16 protein-coding genes are annotated in these 18,894 nt (G+C 67.2%); 4 read left to right on the top strand and 12 right to left on the bottom strand.

Annotated elements, in window-relative coordinates:
• Window positions 1–51: 51 nt before the first annotated feature.
• Genes kdpE through kdpF form a run of 6 tightly spaced genes read right to left on the bottom strand, consistent with a single transcriptional unit; the run spans window position 52 to window position 8,323 of the window.
• Window positions 52–744 (bottom strand): two-component system response regulator KdpE, encoded by a 693-nt coding sequence (kdpE, locus tag A9973_RS19435; RefSeq protein WP_183015325.1) that lies wholly within the window; start codon window positions 742–744, stop codon window positions 52–54.
• Window positions 745–756: 12 nt separating this feature from the next.
• On the bottom strand, window positions 757–3,543 hold the full coding sequence (locus tag A9973_RS19430; protein ID WP_183015324.1) for a sensor histidine kinase KdpD: 2,787 nt from the start codon (window positions 3,541–3,543) through the stop codon (window positions 757–759).
• A gap of 51 nt (window positions 3,544–3,594) precedes the next feature.
• Window positions 3,595–4,215, bottom strand: coding sequence for a potassium-transporting ATPase subunit KdpC (gene kdpC / locus A9973_RS19425; protein WP_255469220.1), 621 nt, complete (start codon window positions 4,213–4,215; stop codon window positions 3,595–3,597).
• 40 nt (window positions 4,216–4,255) lie between these two features.
• A complete protein-coding gene (gene kdpB / locus A9973_RS19420; protein WP_183015323.1) occupies window positions 4,256–6,415 on the bottom strand; it encodes a potassium-transporting ATPase subunit KdpB in 2,160 nt (719 codons plus the stop codon).
• Between the two features lie 22 nt (window positions 6,416–6,437).
• Complete coding sequence (gene kdpA, locus A9973_RS19415; protein ID WP_183015322.1) at window positions 6,438–8,234, bottom strand: potassium-transporting ATPase subunit KdpA; 1,797 nt, start codon at window positions 8,232–8,234, stop codon at window positions 6,438–6,440.
• A complete protein-coding gene (gene kdpF, locus A9973_RS19410; protein WP_006223569.1) occupies window positions 8,234–8,323 on the bottom strand; it encodes a K(+)-transporting ATPase subunit F in 90 nt (29 codons plus the stop codon). The genes kdpA and kdpF overlap by 1 nt, the downstream gene beginning before the upstream one ends.
• A gap of 923 nt (window positions 8,324–9,246) precedes the next feature.
• Between kdpF and A9973_RS19405 the strand changes: the two genes are divergently transcribed.
• The gene (locus A9973_RS19405; protein ID WP_183015321.1) at window positions 9,247–9,546 is read left to right on the top strand and encodes a DUF4212 domain-containing protein; all 300 of its coding nucleotides are present in this window, start codon (window positions 9,247–9,249) and stop codon (window positions 9,544–9,546) included.
• Window positions 9,546–11,636: a sodium:solute symporter family protein gene (locus tag A9973_RS19400; protein ID WP_183015320.1), complete on the top strand. Its 2,091-nt coding sequence runs from the start codon at window positions 9,546–9,548 to the stop codon at window positions 11,634–11,636. The genes A9973_RS19405 and A9973_RS19400 overlap by 1 nt, the downstream gene beginning before the upstream one ends.
• Here A9973_RS19400 and A9973_RS19395 read toward each other — a convergent pair.
• The 5 genes from A9973_RS19395 to trxB all read right to left on the bottom strand — a co-directional run bounded on the left by A9973_RS19395 (window position 11,633) and on the right by trxB (window position 15,368).
• Complete coding sequence (locus A9973_RS19395) at window positions 11,633–12,781, bottom strand: hypothetical protein (protein ID WP_183015319.1); 1,149 nt, start codon at window positions 12,779–12,781, stop codon at window positions 11,633–11,635. The genes A9973_RS19400 and A9973_RS19395 overlap by 4 nt on opposite strands.
• On the bottom strand, window positions 12,768–12,953 hold the full coding sequence (locus A9973_RS31210; RefSeq protein ID WP_255469219.1) for a hypothetical protein: 186 nt from the start codon (window positions 12,951–12,953) through the stop codon (window positions 12,768–12,770). The genes A9973_RS19395 and A9973_RS31210 overlap by 14 nt, the downstream gene beginning before the upstream one ends.
• 474 nt (window positions 12,954–13,427) lie before the next feature.
• The gene (locus tag A9973_RS19385; protein ID WP_183015318.1) at window positions 13,428–13,757 is read right to left on the bottom strand and encodes a multidrug efflux SMR transporter; all 330 of its coding nucleotides are present in this window, start codon (window positions 13,755–13,757) and stop codon (window positions 13,428–13,430) included.
• Complete coding sequence (locus tag A9973_RS19380) at window positions 13,754–14,422, bottom strand: Smr/MutS family protein (RefSeq protein ID WP_183015317.1); 669 nt, start codon at window positions 14,420–14,422, stop codon at window positions 13,754–13,756. The genes A9973_RS19385 and A9973_RS19380 overlap by 4 nt, the downstream gene beginning before the upstream one ends.
• Window positions 14,409–15,368: a thioredoxin-disulfide reductase gene (trxB, locus tag A9973_RS19375; protein WP_105555295.1), complete on the bottom strand. Its 960-nt coding sequence runs from the start codon at window positions 15,366–15,368 to the stop codon at window positions 14,409–14,411. The genes A9973_RS19380 and trxB overlap by 14 nt, the downstream gene beginning before the upstream one ends.
• A 42-nt stretch (window positions 15,369–15,410) precedes the next feature.
• Between trxB and A9973_RS19370 the strand changes: the two genes are divergently transcribed.
• The gene (locus A9973_RS19370) at window positions 15,411–17,795 is read left to right on the top strand and encodes a DNA translocase FtsK (protein WP_183015316.1); all 2,385 of its coding nucleotides are present in this window, start codon (window positions 15,411–15,413) and stop codon (window positions 17,793–17,795) included.
• Window positions 17,795–18,418: an outer membrane lipoprotein chaperone LolA gene (gene lolA / locus A9973_RS19365; protein WP_183015387.1), complete on the top strand. Its 624-nt coding sequence runs from the start codon at window positions 17,795–17,797 to the stop codon at window positions 18,416–18,418. Before A9973_RS19370 ends, lolA begins: the two co-directional genes overlap by 1 nt.
• A 92-nt stretch (window positions 18,419–18,510) precedes the next feature.
• Here the strand turns inward: lolA and A9973_RS31205 are convergent, their stop codons facing one another.
• Complete coding sequence (locus A9973_RS31205) at window positions 18,511–18,843, bottom strand: RidA family protein (protein WP_255469234.1); 333 nt, start codon at window positions 18,841–18,843, stop codon at window positions 18,511–18,513.
• Window positions 18,844–18,894 lie beyond the last annotated feature (51 nt).

Below are 18,894 nucleotides of genomic sequence, written 5' to 3'. Positions count from 1 at the left end.
GCATAAAGGGCGCATAAAGGGTGCGCCGGTATCGCAAGGATGGCGCGGGCTTCAGCCCGCGAAGCGGTAGCCCACGCCGATTTCGGTCAGCAGATAGACGGGCTGGGCGGGATCGGCTTCCAGCTTCTGGCGCAGATGGCCCATGTAGATCCGCAGGTAATGGTTGCTTTCCACATGGGACGGGCCCCAGACCTCGCGCAGCAGTTCGCGATGCGTCATGACCTTGCCCCGGTGCGCCAGCAACGCGGCCAGCAGGCGGTATTCCATGGCCGTCAGGTGCACGTGCTGGCCAGCGCGTTCGACGACGCGCTTGGAGAAGTCGACGCGCACCTCGCCGAAGGCGATTTCGGCCGCGTTGCCCGCGCCGCCCCGCGCATGGCGGCGCAGCAGCACGCGCAGCCGCGCGAGCAGCTCGCTGACCCCGAAAGGCTTGGTCAGGTAGTCGTCGGCGCCGGCATCCAGCGCGGCCACCTTGTCGGCCTCGGCGCTGCGGGCGGACAGCACCAGCACGGGCACTTCGGTCCAGCCGCGCAGTTCGCGGATCAGAGTCATGCCGTCTTCGTCGGGCAGGCCAAGGTCCAGCACGATGGCGTCGGGCTGGCGGGTGCCGGCCTCGATCAGGCCGCGGCGGACGGTGTCGGCCTCGTGCACGGTGCACCCTTCGCTTTCCAACGCCTGGCGGACGAAGCGCCGGATGTTGGCGTCGTCTTCAATGATCAGGACGGTAGGCTGGTAGTCGAACATGCGGATGGCCGGTCAAAAGGTTTCGGGTTGGATCGCGGGCGGCGTGCCCAGCGGCAGGCTGAAGACGAATTGCGCGCCGGAGGCAAGCCCCGGCGTGTGTTCGACCCAGATGCGGCCATGGTGGGCCGAGATGATCGCTTCGCACACCGCCAGGCCCAGGCCGACGCCGGGCGTGGCGGATTCGCGCTCGCCGCGCGTGAATTTTTCGAAGATGCGGCGCTCGGCGCCCGGGACGACGCCGGGGCCGTTGTCGCTGACGGCCACGCGGAGTTCGTCTTCGTGCACCGCGGCGTGGATGCGCAGCGTGCTGCCCGCCGGCGTGTACTTGGCGGCGTTTTCAAGCAGGTTGCACAGCACGCGTTCGATCAGCACGCCGTCGCACTCCACCAGCGGCAGCTGCGACAGGCTGGCCACGGCGACGCGATGGCCAGCCAGGGGCTCGCGCATGGCGGCCAGCGACGCGCCGACCAGTTCTTCGATGGACTGCCATTCCAGCCGCAGCGGCGTGTCGCGGCTTTGCAGGCGGGCCATGTCCAGCAGGTTGACGACCAGCGCGTGCATGCGCTGCGCCTGGTCGCGCATGGCGCGGACGGTGTCCTGCACGTCGGGGGGCAGCGTCGCCTGCTGGCGGGTCAGGGTGTCGGTCATGCCGATCAGGCTGGTCAGCGGCGTGCGCAGGTCGTGGGACACGGCGGCCAGCAGCGAATTGCGCAACCGCTCCGATTCCATGCTGACCAGCGCTTGCTGCGCGACTTCCACGTAATGCAGCCGCTCCAGCGCGATGGCGATCAGGGTCGCGTAGGCCTCGATCTGGCGTCGCGAGTCAGGATGCGTGAATAAGCTGCGGCGGGGCGCGGCCAGGGCCAGCACGCCGCGCGTGCGCATGGGCGCCTTCAGCGGCAGGTACAGCAGGTCGCTGTTTGAGAGCGTGGCGGTGCCGGCGCCCGCAGGCTGGCCGTGGTCATAGACCCATTGGGCCAGCGCCGATTCCAGCGGCGGCATGTCGTCGGCGGCGGGCGAGGCCAGCTTCAGACGGTCGTCCAGGCCCAGGATGTACAACGCGCAGCGCGAGCCGAAGGTGGCGTGGACGAAGGCGCCGGCGGACGCCACGATCTGTTCGGGCAGCAACGCCGACGACAGTTCCCGCGCGAATTCGTACAGGCTGCGCGCGTCGGCCTCGCGCTTGACCGAGACCTGCGCTTGCAGGCGCAGTCCGGCCGTCAATTGCCCGATCAGCAGGCCCACGGACAGCAGCACGCCGAAGGTCAGCAGGTACTGCACGTCCGATACCGCGAACGAGGCCAGCGGCTGCACGAAGAAGAAATCGAACAGTCCCACGCTGACGACCGAGGCCAGCGCCGCGGGGCCGCGCCCGTGGCGCAGCGCCACGCCCATCACTGCCAGCAGGAACAGCATGACGATGTTGGTCTGGTGCAGCACGGGAAACGCCAGCATCGACAGCCCGGCGGCAGCGGCGCAATAGCACAGCGCCCAGGCGTAGCCGGCCAGCGGGCGGCCGTTGCGGTCGTCGGCGCTTTGGCCGGCGCGGCGCCCCAGCGTGAGCGGGTCGCGGCCGGGGGCGGCGCTGGCGGGCAGGGGCGGCGCGCCCAGCCGGATGATGTCGATCTCGGGGCAACCGGCCGCCAGCATGTCGGCGAAGCTATGCCGGCGCCATAGCCAACCCGGCGTCAGGGCGGCCGTCAGCAGCGCCGACACCGACAGCCGCAGGCGTTGCAGGCCCGTGGCGCGCGTGCGGCCGACGATGGCTTTCGTGATGTTGTGCCGGCGCACGTAGCGCACTACGGCATCGACCATGTCGCCGCCCGCCAGCGTTTCGGTGCGCGCGCCCAGCGAATCCGCCAGGGCCAGGCTGCGCTGCATGCGGTCCTGCTCGGCTTGCGGCGTGGGCGCCGCGCGCGGGGTGTCGATGGTGACGACATGCAGATCGCATTCCAGCTGCTGGCTCAGCCGGTGCGCGCTGCGGATGACGTATTCGGCATCGATGTCGGGGCCGATGCAGGCGACCACGGCTTCGCGGGTGCGCCAGACGGGCTCGATGGCGCGGTCGCGCCGGTAGGCCTGGACATCGTCGTCGACGTGGTCGGCGGTGCGGCGCAACGCCAGTTCGCGCAAGGCGATCAAGTTGCCTTTGCGGAAGAAGTTGCGAGTGGCGTGCCGGGCCTGGTCGGGCAGGTAGACCTTGCCTTCTTTTAACCGCCGCAGCAGTTCGTCGGCCGACAGATCCACCAGGATGACTTCATCGGCCGCGTCGAAGACCTCGTCGGGCACGGTTTCCCAGACGCGCACGCCGGTGATGCTGCTGACGGCTTCGTTCAGGCTGTCCAGATGCTGCACGTTCAGCGTGGTCCAGACGTCGATGCCGGCCGACAGCAATTCCTGGATGTCCTGCCAGCGCTTGGCGTGGCGAGAGCCGGGCGCATTGGAGTGCGCCAGTTCGTCCACCAGCACCAGGCCGGGCCGGGCCGCCAGCGCGCCGTCCAGGTCGAATTCTCTGAGGACATGGCCGCGGTAGGCCACTTCCTTCAGCGGCAGGACCGCCAGGCCTTCCAGCAGGCCGGCGGTTTCGCGGCGGCCATGGGTTTCGACGATGCCGGCCAGCACGCTGACCCCTTGCGCGGCCTGCGCCCGGGCCGCGACCAGCATGGCGTAGGTCTTGCCCACGCCGGCCGACGATCCGAAGTACACGCGCAGCTTGCCACGCACCGCCTGGCGCGCGGCGTCGTCCAAGGTCTTCAAGAGCGCGTCGGGGTCGGGACGCTCGCCAGCAATGTCAGCCATGAACGCGCAAGGAAGGGGTGGGAAAGGCTGGCAATACTATACGCTGCGCCATCAACGCGCCGTGCCCAATTGGTCCAGCGCCAGGTTCAGCATCAGCACATTGACGACGGGGTCGCCCAGTACGCCCAGCCAGGGCTTTTCGGTATTGGCCTGGATCAGGGCGTCGACCTGTTCGCGCGGCAGGTGCCGGGCGCGGGCCACCCGCGCCGCCTGGTAGCGGGCGGCGGCCGGGCTGATGTGCGGATCCAGCCCGCTGCCGGACGCCGTGATCAGGTCCACCGGCACCGGCGTGGGGTTTTCCGGATCGGCCGCTTTCAGGGCCGCGATGCGGGCCTGGATGGCTTCGGCAAGCGCCGGGTTGCGCGGGCCCAGGTTCGATCCGCCCGAGGCGGCTGCGTTGTACGGCATCGGCGCGGTGGCCGAGGGGCGGCTCCAGAAGTACTGCGGCGATGTGAACGACTGGCCGATCAGTTCCGAACCGACGACCTTGCCGTCCTGCTTGATCAGCGAGCCGGCTGCCTCGTGCGGGAACACGGCGGCGGCCACGCCGCGCGTCAGGAAGGGGTAGGCCAGGCCCGTCACCAGCGACAGGGCGGCGAAGACGACCAGCGCGGGCCGCAGGATGCCGCCAGGGCGTGGCAGGGCGGGAACGGATTGCGTTGCGTGTTTCATGATGGATTCCTTTTATTCGGATGGGGCGTCGCGGCCGGGCTTACACCCAGCCCAGCGCGGCCAGCACCATGTCGACCAGCTTGATGCCCACGAACGGCACCAGCAGGCCGCCCAGGCCGTAGACGAGCAGGTTGCGGCGCAGCAGCACCGACGCGCCCAACGGCCGGTAGCGCACGCCTTTGAGCGCCAGCGGGATCAGCACGACGATGATCAGCGCGTTGAAGATCACGGCCGACAGGATGGCCGAGGCCGGCGTGGCCAGGTGCATGATATTCAGCACGTTGAGCTGCGGATAGACCGTGGCGAAGGCGGCGGGGATGATGGCGAAGTACTTGGCCACGTCGTTGGCCACGCTGAAGGTGGTCAGCGCGCCGCGGGTCATCAGCATCTGCTTGCCGATTTCGACGATCTCGATGAGCTTGGTGGGGTTGGAGTCCAGGTCCACCATGTTGCCGGCCTCTTTCGCGGCCTGGGTGCCCGAGTTCATCGCCACCGCCACGTCCGCCTGCGCCAGCGCGGGGGCGTCGTTGGTGCCGTCGCCCGTCATCGCCACCAGCCGGCCTTCTGCCTGATAGGCGCGGATCAGCTTCAGCTTGGCCTCGGGCGTGGCTTCGGCCAAGAAGTCGTCCACGCCGGCTTCGGCCGCGATGGTGGCCGCTGTCAGCTTGTTGTCGCCCGTGATCATCACGGTTTTGATGCCCATGCGGCGCAACTCGGCGAATCGCGACTGGATGCCGGGTTTGACGATGTCTTTGAGTTCCACGACGCCCAGCGCACGGTTGCCGTCGCTGACCATCAGCGGCGTGCTGCCGCGGCGCGCCACGTCTTCGGCCAGGCGCAAGACCTGCTCGGGCACCGTGGCTTCCTGCGCGGCCAGCCAGGCCTGGATGGCGTCGACCGCGCCCTTGCGGATCAAGCGGTCGCCCAGGTTCACGCCGCTCATGCGCGACTGCGCCGTGAAGGGCACGAATTCGACGCCCGCCATGTGGGGGGCCGGCGCGTGGATCGCCTTGTCGGCCAGGGCCACGATGCTGCGACCTTCCGGCGTCTCGTCGGCCAGCGAGGCCAGGCGGGCGGCGTCGGCCAGTTCGCGCGGCGACACGCCCGGCGCGGGCAGGAAGGTGGACGCCTGGCGATTGCCGAAGGTGATGGTGCCGGTCTTGTCCAGCAGCAGCACGTCGACGTCGCCCGCGGCTTCCACCGCGCGGCCTGACGTGGCGATGACGTTGGCGCTCATCATGCGGCTCATGCCCGCCACGCCGATGGCCGACAGCAAGCCGCCGATGGTGGTGGGGATCAGGCAGACCAGCAGCGCCACCAGCACGGTCACGGTGACCGCCGCGCCGCCGCCGGCCGCGTTGACCGCGTAGATCGAGAACGGCATCAGGGTCACGACCACCAGCAGGAACACCACGGTCAGCCCGACCAGCAGGATGGTCAGCGCCAGTTCGTTCGGCGTCTTCTGGCGCTTGGCGCCTTCCACCATGGCGATCATGCGGTCCAGGAAGCTCTCGCCGGGGTCGGCCGCGATACGCACGAAGATCCAGTCGGACAGCACGCGCGTGCCGCCCGTGACCGACGAGAAGTCGCCGCCGGATTCGCGGATGACGGGCGCGGATTCGCCGGTGATGGCGCTTTCGTCGACCGAGGCGACGCCTGCGATCACCTGGCCGTCGCCGGGGATGGTCTCGCCGGCTTCGACCAGCACCACCTCGTCGCGGCGCAGCAGGCCAGAGGGCTGGCTGACGCCTTGCGCGCGCCATTGTCCGGGCTGCGCGTCGCGGATGTCCGCCTCGCGGAAATTCTTCAAGAGGCGGGCGTTGATGGTGGTGCGCAGGCCGCGCAACGTCGCCGCCTGCTGCTTGCCGCGGCCTTCAGCCAAGGCTTCGGCGAAGTTGGCGAACAGCACTGTGAACCACAGCCATACGGAGATGGCCAGGATGAAGCCCGCGGGGGCTTCGGCCTGGCCTCGCAGGGCCATGACCCACAGCAGCGTCGTCAGGATGCTGCCGACGTACACGACGAACATCACGGGGTTTTTCAGCTGTGCGGCGGGCGAGAGCTTGCGCAGGCTGTCCAGCACGGCGGGCCCCACGAGCGAGCGCGACCACATGCCGAAAGGACGGTCCTGGGAGGCGGCCGCGGGCGTGCGGGCGGCACCGCCGCCTGCGCTGGTTGTTGGCATTTCAATCTTGGCCATTTTCTTTCCTAGCCTGTTGCGTTCAAGGTTGCAGGTGTTCCGCGACCGGGCCCAAGGCCAGCGCGGGCACATATGTCAGGGCGCCCACCAGCAGCACGGCGCCGATCAGCAGCACCACGAAGAGGGGGCCGGTCGTGGGCATGCTGCCGGGGCCGGCGGGCAGCCGGCGCTTGGCCGCAAGCGAGCCGGCCATCGCCAGCACGGCGACGATCACGGCGAAGCGGCCGAACCACATGGCGATGCCCAGCAATACGTTGTAGAAGGGCGTATTGGCGGACAGCCCGGCGAACGCGCTGCCGTTGTTGTTGGCCGCGGACGACAGCGCGTAGAGGATTTCCGAGAAGCCATGGATCGCGGGGTTCAGCACGCCCGCCTGGCCGGCCGAGACGGAAACGGCCAGCGCGGTCCCGCCCAGCACCAGCAGCGGCGTGGCCAGGATGACGATGGACACCATCTTCATGTCGTAGGCCTCGATCTTCTTGCCCAGGTATTCCGGGGTGCGGCCGATCATCAGGCCGGCGATGAAGACCCCCAGGATGGCGAAGGCCAGCATCCCGTACAGGCCGGAGCCCACGCCGCCATAGACGACTTCGCCCAACTGCATCAGCAGCATCGGCGACAGCCCGCCCATGGCGGTCAGGGAATCGTGCATGCCGTTGACCGCGCCGCAGGACGCGGCCGTGGTGATGACGGCGAAGAGCGACGTCGCGGCGATGCCGAAGCGCGTTTCCTTGCCCTCCATGTTGCCGCCTGGCGAGAACGCGGTCATGGCGCTGTCGGCGCCGGCTTGCGCGGCCATGGGGTTGGGCTGCTGCTCGAAGTACGCGATGCTCAGCGCGAAGACGGCGAACAGCACGGTCATCGCCGCCAGGATCGCGATGCCCTGGCGCCGGCTGCCCACCATCTCGCCGAACGTGAAGCACAGCGCGGCGGGAATCGCCAGGATGGCCAGCATCTCCAGGAAGTTCGCCAGCGGCGTCGCGTTCTCGAACGGATGCGCCGAGTTGGCGTTGAAGAAGCCCCCGCCATTGGTGCCCAGCAGCTTGATGGCTTCTTGCGAGGCGACCGGGCCCATGGCCAGCGTCTGCGTCGACGTGACGGCGGGGTCGGTCACGGGCTGGCCTTGGGCATCCAGCACCGGTTGGCCTTGGGCGTCCACGCGCGGCTGGTCGTAGTGCAGGGCTTCTACCGTCTGCACGTCCTGGTAGGGGCTGAAGTTCTGGATCACGCCCTGGCTGACAAGCGCCAGCGCCAGCACGAAGGACAGGGGCAGCAGCACGTACAGCGTGCAGCGGACCATGTCGGCCCAGAAGTTGCCGACGGTGGCGGAACAGTGGCGCGCCAGGCCGCGGATCAGCGCGAACAGCACGGCGATGCCGGTGGCGGCCGACAGGAAGTTCTGCACCGTCAGCGCCAGCATCTGCGTCAGGTAGCTCATCGTGGCTTCACCGCCATAGCCTTGCCAGTTCGTATTGCTGACAAAGCTGATGGCGGTATTGAAGGCGGAGTCCGGTGTCACGGCGCCCATGGCGGCCGGGTTCAGCGGCAGCATGCCCTGGACGCGCTGCAGGCCGTAGACGACCACGATGCCGAGGATGTTGAAGGCCAGCACGGCCAGGGCGTAGCGCTTCCAACCCATCTCGGCCTGCGGGTCGATGCCCGCCAGCCGGTAGATGCCGCGCTCAAGCGGGCGGCCCCAGGCGGTCAGCCGGGATTGCCCGTTTTCCATGGCGATGCGGATGTAGCGCCCGAGCAGGGGCGCGATCGCAAGCAGGACGGCCAGGTACAGGACCAGCAATCCGACGAATTCGGCGGTCATCAGAATTTCTCCGGTTTGAACAGGGCGACCAGCAGGTACACGAACAGCAGGGCGGCGGTCAGGCCGCTGACCCAATAGAGCCAGTTCATGACGACTCTCCGGTAGACAGGGCTTCGCAGAATCGCAGCAGGGCGGCAGTCAGCCCGGCCATGACGGCGAAGACGGCGATATAGATGGCATCCACGTTTTTCCTCCCGGGAGCGCGGCTCCCTTCGAACGACGGGCCTGCGCGGCAAAAGCGGATGCGCGCCGGGCAGGCCAGGTGACCAATCAGGACACCGGCAGGTTACGGAGCAGGGGGTAAAAACGGGATATAGGTTGGGGAGGGGGGTGTAAACAAAAAATAAATGTGGGCCCCCCACGCTGCGCTCGCTTTGCGAGCTTGCTGCCCCCCGAGGGGGCTGCGCCGCCTTGGGAGCGGCCCGGCGGCGGCGCGGCTATTTTTCTGGTGTCTGGGGCGTTCTTCTTAAGGCTGTGCGGTTCTTTTTGTACGCCTGGCTATACCTAAAGGTTCTGTGGCTTTCTTCTGCGCGCCGGGCTTGCTGAGGGGCAGCTTCGGGTGTTGGTCCGATTGCGCGCCGCGCCCGATTCCGGGCATGCTGCGGTGGCGATCGTCATATTCCGGGATGGGCGGGATTTCTGAATTTGGCTCAATTCGTGCGTTTTCGCCAAAAAATCCCAATATTTAGAACTTTGCGGTCAAATTGCACTGCTTCGGTGCACGGAATATGTAAATGAATGCTCCGTCTTAGGGCATTCCCCTAGTGTGGCATTCCCGCACTTGGTGCAGAATCTCTTCCCATGCAGGTGAGGAGACAAAGCCCTGCATGGGCAAATACCGGCGGCACCGGTACATAAAAAAAGTAAAGCAGTACTCAAAAAAAGCAAAACGCACAACGGCTGGCACCAGGCAGTGCCAGCCGTTGTCGCATAAAAAGCCTGGATTTCATCCACACGGGCTTTTCAGACGCAGCGTTTCGCGCTATCCAGGTAGGGTCTCTACATCCTAGCTATGCCCGAACCCCGCGCTTTGACCTCTCCGCCCGCGTCCACTCCCTCTGCGTCCCCCCCGTATTGGCGCCGCAACTTGCGGTTGATCCTGTTGCTGCTGGCCGTCTGGGCGGCGCTGACCTTCGTTCCCGCCTTTTTCGCCCGCAGCCTGACCTTTGATTTCATCGGCTGGCCGTTCGCCTTCTGGATGGCGGCCTACGGCGCGCCGCTGGCTTACCTGATCATCATCGGCGTGTACGCCCGGGTCATGAACCAGGCCGACGAGCACGCCGAGGCGGAAGCCGCCGGAGAGGACCGCTGATGCCGTTTTTCAGCGGAGACACCCCCCAGCAGTTCCGGATCCGCCTGCGCCGCATCTACGTGCTGTACACGGCGGGCTTCGCGCTGATGATCCTGCTGATGGCGCTGGCCGAGATCCTGGGGATGCCGCGTAACTGGATCGGCTATGTCTTCCTGCTGGTCACGGTGAGCCTCTACGCCGGCATCGGCATCGTGTGCCGCACGTCGGACCAGGTCGAATACTACGTGGCCGGACGGCGCGTGCCCGCCATCTACAACGGCATGGCCACGGCGGCGGACTGGATGTCGGTGGCGTCGTTCATCGGGGTCGCGGGCACGCTGTACCTGACCGGCTACGGCGGGCTGGCCTACATCATGGGATGGACGGGCGGCTATGTGCTGGTGGCGATGCTGCTGGCCCCCTACCTGCGCCGCTTCGGGCAGTACACCATCCCCGACTTCATGGGCGCGCGCTACGGCGGCAACATGCCGCGCATGGCGGGCGTGGCCTGCGCCATCCTGTGCTCGTTCACCTACCTGGTGGCCCAGATCTACGGCGTGGGCATCATCACCACGCGCATGACCGGCATTTCGTTCGAACTGGGCATTTTCGTGGCGCTGGGCGGCATGCTGGTCTGTTCGTTCCTGGGCGGCATGCGCGCCGTGACATGGACGCAGGTGGGGCAGTACATCATCCTTGTCATCGCCTATCTGGTGCCGGTGGTGTGGCTGTCGATCAAGCACACCAACATGCCCGTGCCGCAATTGTCGGCCGGCGTGGTGCTGCAGCAGGTGACCGAAAAAGAGATCTACCTGCAGAACGACCCTTCCGAAATCGAAGTGCGCCGGCTGTGGCAGCAGCACGCCGACCAGATGGCGCAACGCGTGCAGGCCTTGCCCGAATCCTGGACGCTGGAAAAAGACAAGCTGCGCAGCCGCCTGGCCCAACTGAACACCACTGACGCGCCGATGGTCGAGATCCGTTCCGCCGAACGGGAATTGGCCGCCTACCCGGCCAGCGTAGAGGATGCGCGCGTGGTCTGGTCGCAAGCCCGCGCGACTTTCGAGGCGCGGGCGGCCCCGCCCACCCCGCATGCGGAGCCGTTCCCCGCCAAAGACCCGGAAGAGCGGCGCAACATGCGCATCAATTTCCTGGCGCTGGTGCTGTGCCTGATGCTGGGGACGGCGGGGATGCCGCATATCCTGATGCGCTCATACACCACGCCCTCGGTGATCGAGGCGCGCAAATCCGTGTGCTGGTCGCTGCTGTTCATCCTGTTGCTGTATTTCATGGCGCCCGCGCTGGCCCTGCTGGTCAAGTACGAGGTCTATACGCAGGTGGTCGGCTCGAATTTCCTGAGCCTGCCCAACTGGGTGCATGCCTGGAGCGCGGTGGACGCCAATCTGCTGGACGTCACCGACATCAACCGCGACGGGGTCGTGCAATTAAGCGAAATCAGCATGGGGGCCGATGTGGTGGTGCTGGCCATGCCCGAGATCGGGGGGCTGCCCTATGTGATTTCAGGGCTGGTGGCGGCCGGCGGGCTGGCGGCCGCGCTGTCCACCGCCGACGGCTTGCTGTTGACCTTGTCCAATTCGCTGTCGCACGACATGTGGTACCGGATGGTGTCGCCGCGCATGTCGGCCGCGCGCCGGGTGATGGTGTCGAAAATCCTGTTGCTGGTGGTGGCGTTCGGCGCGGCCTGGGTGGCCGCGCGCAAGCCTGCCGATATTCTCTTCATGGTGTCCGCGGCATTCTCGTTCGCGGCGTCGTCCTTCTTTCCAGCACTGGTCATGGGGGTGTTCTGGCGGCGCGCCAACAAATGGGGCGCCACCCTGGGCATGGCCGCGGGCCTGGCCGTGACCTTCGCGTACATGACGCACACGCATCCGTGGCTGCGCGAATGGGTGCTGGGCATTTCCCGCACGCAGCCGGTGGACCTGTGGTGGGGCATCCAGCCGATCGCGGCGGGCATCTTCGGCGCGCCCGTGGCCTTCCTGACCATCATCGTGGTGTCGTTGCTGACGCCGCCGCCCGACCGGGCGACGCTGGCGCTGGTGGACTATCTGCGCCATCCGGCCGCGCCCCGGCCGCCGGCTGAAAACGCCTAAGGCGTTCCGCAGGCGTCGGCTTTGCGGTTTTCCGGATCGGTGCAGGCGGCCCACGTCGCGCCGGGCACGGCTTGCAGCAAGGTATAAGTCTGGCCGGGCGCCCATAGCCATTGCACGCCGCCTGGCGTCTTGCCGGCGGCGTCCCAGATGCGCTGCTTCTGCGCGGCGGTCAAAGCGAACTGGCCGCCATTGCCGCTGTTGCCTTTGGCCAGCACCTGGGCGGGGTCGCGCTTGGCGGCGTAGATGTCGCCGCCGCCATTGCCGCTGCCGGCGGGCGTGGGCCGCACGATGGCCCAGTCATAGTGGTACGAATCCAGCGCGGGCGGCTTCCAGGCCGGGCCCGGCAACACCAGCACGGCGTACTCGCTTTGAATCTCGCGATAGGGCAGCCCCAGCGCAGGGCCGTCTTCGGCCCACCCGACGTGTGGACGCAGATAGCGCTGCATCGTGCGGCCCTGGCCGTCATAGGCCACGACCTGCGACGCCTCGCCGGATTTCTCCTGATAGGCGATGACGCGCAGCAACCGGCCCGCCGCGTCATGCACGTAACGGGTCATCGGTTGAGAGGGGGCGGCGCAATCGTTGGCGCCCAGTTCGGCCAGCCAACCGTGCTCGTCATAGCGCAGGCAGTAGCGTACCGGCGGGTTCGGGCGGCCGTCGGCCCCGCGGTAGCGCTCCTCGAAACCGGTCAACCGCTCACCCTCGCCATAGTAGTAGCGGGTCTCCGCGTCGGGTGACGGCAGGGCGGCCTTGCCGGATTTACGGGCCGCATCCACGGCGTTGGCGCCGTAGCGCGCGATGCCGCACAGATGCCGGCGCCCGTCGGCGCCGGTTTCGAAGCGCAGCATCGCGACGCCGATGCGCGCGTTCGGCGCGGCGGCGTACACCGACCAGTCCACGCGTTCGGCCCAGATCACAGGCGTGGCGCGCGCGCCGGTCTCCACCGAGACGGCGGGCTGCCATGACTGGATGCGCGAGCCGTCCAGCGCCAGCAGGGTGTTGGTGCCTTCCAGCGAGATGTCCGCCACCAGGGTCTGGCGCTGCGCGGACGCCGCCAGGGGCTCGCACAGCGCGTTGGCCAGTCCGGGCGCCATCGACAGGGCCGTCAGCGCAAGCAGGCGCAGGGCGGATTCAACGCGCGGCATTGTGCAGGTAGACGATAAGCCCCCAGAGTTCGCTGCTGACGCCGCCCAGGCGCAGCGCGCCGGCGTGCGTGTCCATCAGCAGGAACGGGTAGGCGTTGCGTTCCAGCTTGCCGGGGGGCGGCAGCCGGTACGGCGTGAAATGCTTGTCCGACAGCAGATAGGTATTGGTCATGTCGCCCACATCCACATGCAGGTACCAGACGGTCAGGTCCGGCGACCTTCAGCGCCGGGTCCGTTTCCGGGTACAGGCCGCCCTGGCCGGCGGGGATGCCGCTGTCCAGCACGCCCAGGAACACCGCGCGCGGGCCGGCTTGCGGGAAATAGGCGCCGTCGTCGCCGCGCCGCGCGAAGCTTTGGCGGATGAATACAGCCCCGCGCGAACCGGGCACCACGGTGCGGGCGAACATCGCGTCCAGCTCGGCCTCGGACAGCGGGCGCCGCGAGGCGGACAAGCGGTCCAGGTCCTGCTTGAAATCCGTCAGCCAGGTCCGGTAGCGCGCAAGTTCCGCGGCCCGGTTGAACCCGTCTGCCCAGGCGGTGCCGGCCGGCAGCAAGCCCAGGCCGCCTATGCCCAACCATGCCGCGCACAACCCGGCCGTCAGCCTGCGGCGGATCCGGGATGCAGCCGGCGGTTCGGCGCGGGGGGTCAATGCGAGACGGATTTCGAAAACACGTTCATCACCACCACGCCGGCGATGATGAGGCCGATACCGATCAGCGCGGGCGTGTCCAGGTGCTGCTTGAACAGCACCGCGCCCACGATCGAGATCAGCACGATGCCCACGCCGGACCAGATGGCATAGGCGATGCCCACCGGGATCTCGCGCAGCGTCAGCGACAGGAAATAGAACGAGATCAGGTAGCCGGTCACGGTGATAAGCGAGGGAACCAGGCGGGTGAAGCCTTCGGAGCCCTTCAGGGCGCTGGTGGCGAAGATCTCGGCGATGATCGCCACGCCCAGGTAGAGCCATTTCATTTGCGCATTCCTTCGGATTGCCGCAGCAGCACCAGCAGCGCGCCCGCGCCGCCTTCGCGTTCAGGCGCCTCGGAAAACGCCAGGACTTCGTTCTTCTGCACCAGCCAGGTGCGCGCCTTGTCCTTCAGCACCGGCTCCAGCCCTTGGGAGCCATAGCCTTTACCGTGCACGACGCGCACGCAGCGGATGCCGTGTTCCTGGCATTCGTCCAGGAAAGACAGCAGCGCGTGGCGGGCCTGTTCGACGCGCAGGCCATGCAGATCCAGTTCCGCGCCCGCGCGCCATTGGCCGCGCCGCAGGTTGCGGGCGGTGTCGGGCGCGGCGTCGCTGCGCACGAAGGCGGTGCCGCCCTCGGACAACAGGTGCGTGATTTCGCCGCCGTCGGACACCCCGCCGTCCGCGCGGGACGGCGCCTCGCCCAGCGCGTTGGCGCGGCGCAGCGCCGGGGCGGGTTCCGCCGCGGGCTTGTGCTCCACCCGGGCGGCCGCCTTGATCGGCGTGACGGACTTCATCGTGCGCTGGAAAGCGGCCATGTCGTCCATGGGGGCGCTTTCTGGCTTCTTCAGCACCGCGACCCGCTTGGCCAGCGCTTCGCGTTCGCGCTCGGCCTGCAGGTCTTTCTTCAGGCGTTTCAGGTCGGCCAGGCCGACCTTACTGCCCCGCATTCTCCAACCACCGTTGGGCGTCCAGGGCAGCCATGCAGCCCGTGCCGGCGCTGGTGATGGCCTGGCGGTAGACGTGGTCCTGGACGTCGCCCGCGGCGAACACGCCGGGGACGGAGGTCATCGTGGCCATGCCGGACAGGCCGCTCTTGGTGACGATGTAGCCGTCCTTCATTTCCAGCTGGCCCTGGAAGATTTCGGTGTTCGGCTGGTGGCCGATGGCGATGAAGGCGCCGGTCACGGCCATGTCTTCGGTGACGCCAGTGTCCACGTGGCGAACGCGCACGCCGGTTACACCGCTGTCGTCGCCCAGCACTTCTTCCAGCGTATGGAACGTCTTCAGCGCCATGTTGCCGTTCTCGACCTTGGCCATCATCTTGTCGACCAGGATCGGTTCGGCGCGGAATTTGTCGCGGCGATGGATCAGCGTGACCTTGCGGCAGATGTTCGACAGGTACAGGGCTTCTTCGACGGCGGTGTTGCCGCCGCCGACCACGACCACGTCCTGGTTGCGGTAGAAGAAGCCGTCGCAGGTGGCGCAGCCGGACACGCCGCGGCCCATGAAGGACTGCTCGGACGGCAGGCCCAGGTACTTGGCGGAAGCGCCGGTGGCGATGATGAGGGCGTCGCAGGTGTAGATCTTGCCGGTGTCGCCCGTCAGGGTGAACGGGCGCTTGGACAAGTCGACCTTCGCGATGTGGTCGAACAGCATCTCGGTGTTGAAGCGTTCAGCGTGCTTCTGGAAGCGCTGCATCAGGTCCGGACCCTGCACGCCATCCGCGTCGGCCGGCCAATTGTCGACATCCGTGGTGGTCATGAGCTGGCCGCCTTGGGCCAGACCTGTAACAAGAACAGGGCTCAGATTGGCGCGTGCCGCATAGACGGCCGCCGTGTAACCGGCAGGGCCGGAACCGAGTATCAAAACTTTAGCGTGCGTAGGCGTGGACATGGGCGGGTATCTTTAGGTTAACGCCCAATTATAATGAGCCGCATGCCGCGTATCTCGACTGCTTCTCCGCGCGCCTCGCGCAACACACGCAACGGGCCTTCGCCGCTACAAACGCGTATTTCCGCGTTGCTGCGCGAGGCCCGCTGGATCCTATTTGCCGCCCTGGCGGCCTGGCTCACCCTGGTGCTGGCCACCTGGAGCGCGTCCGACCCTGGCTGGTCGCACTCCGTGCCCGGCGACGTCGTGCGCAACCACGGGGGGCGGCTGGGCGCCTATCTGGCGGACATCCTGCTCTATCTCTTCGGCTTCTCGGCCTGGTGGTGGGTCATCCTGCTGCTGCACCGCGTGCGCGCCGGCTACCGCCGACTGGCCAGCCAGCTTAAGGTAACTAATAGTAAGCAGCCGGAAGTGCTGCCGCGCGTCCACTGGGAAGAGGGCATCGGCTTCTTCCTGTTGCTGCTGGGCTCGCTGGGCATGGAAGCCCTGCGCCTGGCCAGCCGCGGCACGCATCTGCCCGGCGCGTCCGAAACCGCCAGCGGCGCAGGCGGCGTCATCGGCCACACGCTGGCCGACCTGATCAGCCGCAGCATCGGCTTCACCGGCAGCACGCTGGCCTTCCTGGTCATGCTGGCCATCGGCCTGAGCCTGTTCTTCTCGTTCTCGTGGCTGGCCGTGGCCGAACGCGTGGGCTCCTGGATGGAGGGCGTCGTCCGCCGCATCCGCAATTCCTACGCCGCCCGCGAAGACCGCAAGGTCGGCCAGGTGGCCAAGGCCGTGCGCACCGAGCAGGTCGAGGCCAAGCAGGAAAAGCTGGTGCACGAGCAGCCGGTGCGGATCGAACCCGCCATTACCGTCGTGCCCAAGTCCGAACGCGTCGAAAAGGAAAAGCAGCAGTCGCTGTTCTTCGCGCCGTCGGGCGGCACCGAGGGCGACCTGCCGGCCATCAGCCTGCTGGACCCGCCGCTGACGAACCAGGAAACGGTCTCGGCCGAGACCATCGAATTCACCTCGCGCCTGATCGAAAAGAAGCTGGCCGACTTCGGCGTGTCCGTCACCGTGGTGGCGGCGCAGGCCGGTCCGGTCATCACGCGCTATGAAATCGAGCCGGCCACCGGCGTGAAGGGCAGCCAGATCGTTAACCTGGCCAAGGACCTGGCGCGCGCGCTCAGCCTGGTCAGCATCCGGGTGGTGGAAACCATCCCCGGCAAGAATTTGATGGGCCTGGAACTGCCCAACCCGCGCCGCCAGATGGTGCGCCTGTCTGAAATCCTGGGCTCGCAGACCTATCACGCCAGCCATTCGGTGGTGACGATGGCGCTGGGCAAGGACATTGCCGGCAACCCGGTCGTGGCCGACCTGGCCAAGATGCCCCACCTGCTGGTGGCGGGCACCACCGGTTCGGGCAAGTCCGTGGGGATCAACGCCATGATCCTGTCCTTGCTGTACAAGGCCGACGCGTCCCATACCCGCTTGATCCTGATCGACCCGAAGATGCTGGAAATGAGCGTCTACGAAGGCATCCCGCACCTGCTGGCCCCGGTCGTCACTGACATGCGCCACGCGGCCAACGCGCTGAACTGGTGCGTGGGCGAAATGGAAAAGCGCTACCGCCTGATGAGCAAGATGGGGGTGCGCAACCTGGCGGGCTACAACACCAAGATCCGCGACGCCATCAAGCGCGAAGAGCCCATCCCGAACCCGTTCTCGCTGACGCCCGATGCGCCCGAGCCGCTGTCGCCGCTGCCCACCATCGTGGTGGTCATCGACGAGCTGGCCGACCTGATGATGGTGGTGGGCAAGAAGATCGAAGAACTGATCGCCCGCCTGGCGCAGAAGGCGCGCGCCGCCGGCATCCACCTGATCCTGGCCACGCAGCGCCCCAGCGTGGACGTCATCACGGGCCTGATCAAGGCCAACATCCCCACGCGCATCGCGTTCCAGGTGTCGTCCAAGATCGACTCTCGCACCATTCTCGACCAGATGGGCGCGGAAACCCTGTTGGGCCAGGGCGACATGCTCTACATGCCGCCGGGCACCGGCTTGCCGGTGCGCGTGCACGGCGCGTTCTGCAGCGACGATGAAGTGCACCGCGTGGTGGAAAGCCTGAAGGCGCAGGGCGAACCGAACTACATCGAAGGCCTGCTGGAAGGCGGGCTTGAGGGCGACAACGGCGAAGGCGCCAGCAGCGTCACCGGCATCGGCGGCGACGCCGAATCCGACCCGATGTACGACCAGGCCTGCGAAGTGGTGCTCAAGCACCGCCGCGCGTCGATCTCGCTGGTGCAGCGCCACCTGCGCATCGGTTACAACCGCGCGGCCCGGTTACTCGAGCAGATGGAGCAATCAGGTATGGTGTCGGCGATGCAATCCAACGGCAACCGGGAAATCCTGGTTCCCGCCGCCGCTGCCGCCCGAGAGGAAGCATGATGAAGACGTTTCGCCGCCTGGCCATCGCCACCGCCCTGACTCTGGCCCCGGCCCTGGTGTTTGCCGCCAGCGCGCAAGAGCAATTGAAGGCCTTTGTCTCGACCGTCACGGCGGCCACCGGTTCGTTCTCGCAATACACGGTGAACACCCAGGGCCGCACACAGCCGGCGCAGACCGGCGTGTTTTCGTTCCAGCGCCCGGGCAAGTTCAAATGGGCGGTGCAAAAGCCCTACGAGCAGCTCGTCATCTCCGACGGCCGCACGGTGTTCCAGTTCGATCCCGACCTGGCCCAGGTGACCGAGCGCAAGGTGGACGCCGCCATCGGCACGTCGCCTGCCGCGATCCTGTTCGGTTCCGGTTCGCTGGAGCAATCGTTCGACGTATCGGCGCTGCCGTCCAAAGATGGCGTGGACTGGCTGCGCGCCAAGCCGCGCACGGCCGACGCCGGGTTTTCGCGCGTGGACATCGGCATGAAGGACAACCTGCCGGTGCGCGTGGAATTGCTGGATTCGTTCGGCCAGACAACCCGCGTGGACCTGTCGGCGATCGCCCCCAATCCCACGTTGGCGGACAAGGAATTCCAGTTCACGGCGCCTAAAGGCGTGGATGTCGTGAAGATGTAAGTGGTGAAGAGGTAAAGAAAATGGCCCGGTGATCCACCGGGCCATTTTCATTCAGGGCTGCCTGTCAAAGACTGCCGATCCAGGGCGCGCCATCAAGGGCGCTTGTATGCCACGCAATCGATCTCGACCTTGGCGTCCACCATCAGGCTGGACTGCACGCAGGCGCGGGCGGGCGGGTTTTCGCCGAAGTATTCCTTGAACACCTTGTTGAACGACGGGAAGTCGCGGGCGTCGTCCAGCCACACGCCGCAGCGCACCACGTGTTCCGGGCCATAGCCGGCTTCTTTCAGGATGGCCAGCAGTTGCTGGATGGCCCTGTGGCATTGGGCGACGGTGCCGCCTTCGATCACTTCGCCGTTTTCCATCGGCACCTGGCCGGACACGTGCAGCCAGCCGTCGGCGGCGACGGCGCGCGCGAACGGCATGTGCGAACCGCCCTGGCCGGTGCCGCCGGCAACGCCGTAGCGGGTGATGCC

The organism is Achromobacter sp. UMC46, from assembly GCF_014170335.1.
Lineage (GTDB): Bacteria > Pseudomonadota > Gammaproteobacteria > Burkholderiales > Burkholderiaceae_B > Achromobacter.
This window is presented reverse-complemented; position numbering and strand designations above follow the sequence as displayed.

Coding starts and splice junctions, on each gene's coding strand:
- A9973_RS19380 (WP_183015317.1), bottom strand. CDS start 14,422: ATGCGGGGCAGTAAGGTCGGCCTGGCCGACCTGAAACGCCTGAAGAAA.
- A9973_RS31205 (WP_255469234.1), bottom strand. CDS start 18,843: ATGCCGTTCGCGCGCGCCGTCGCCGCCGACGGCTGGCTGCACGTGTCC.
- A9973_RS19430 (WP_183015324.1), bottom strand. CDS start 3,543: ATGGCTGACATTGCTGGCGAGCGTCCCGACCCCGACGCGCTCTTGAAG.
- A9973_RS19385 (WP_183015318.1), bottom strand. CDS start 13,757: ATGAAATGGCTCTACCTGGGCGTGGCGATCATCGCCGAGATCTTCGCC.
- A9973_RS19395 (WP_183015319.1), bottom strand. CDS start 12,781: ATGCCGCGCGTTGAATCCGCCCTGCGCCTGCTTGCGCTGACGGCCCTG.
- kdpE (WP_183015325.1), bottom strand. CDS start 744: ATGTTCGACTACCAGCCTACCGTCCTGATCATTGAAGACGACGCCAAC.
- kdpC (WP_255469220.1), bottom strand. CDS start 4,215: ATGAAACACGCAACGCAATCCGTTCCCGCCCTGCCACGCCCTGGCGGC.
- kdpA (WP_183015322.1), bottom strand. CDS start 8,234: ATGACCGCCGAATTCGTCGGATTGCTGGTCCTGTACCTGGCCGTCCTG.
- A9973_RS31210 (WP_255469219.1), bottom strand. CDS start 12,953: ATGACCAATACCTATCTGCTGTCGGACAAGCATTTCACGCCGTACCGG.
- A9973_RS19400 (WP_183015320.1), top strand. CDS start 9,546: ATGCCGTTTTTCAGCGGAGACACCCCCCAGCAGTTCCGGATCCGCCTG.
- lolA (WP_183015387.1), top strand. CDS start 17,795: ATGAAGACGTTTCGCCGCCTGGCCATCGCCACCGCCCTGACTCTGGCC.
- kdpB (WP_183015323.1), bottom strand. CDS start 6,415: ATGGCCAAGATTGAAATGCCAACAACCAGCGCAGGCGGCGGTGCCGCC.
- A9973_RS19370 (WP_183015316.1), top strand. CDS start 15,411: ATGCCGCGTATCTCGACTGCTTCTCCGCGCGCCTCGCGCAACACACGC.
- A9973_RS19405 (WP_183015321.1), top strand. CDS start 9,247: ATGCCCGAACCCCGCGCTTTGACCTCTCCGCCCGCGTCCACTCCCTCT.
- trxB (WP_105555295.1), bottom strand. CDS start 15,368: ATGTCCACGCCTACGCACGCTAAAGTTTTGATACTCGGTTCCGGCCCT.
- kdpF (WP_006223569.1), bottom strand. CDS start 8,323: ATGAACTGGCTCTATTGGGTCAGCGGCCTGACCGCCGCCCTGCTGTTC.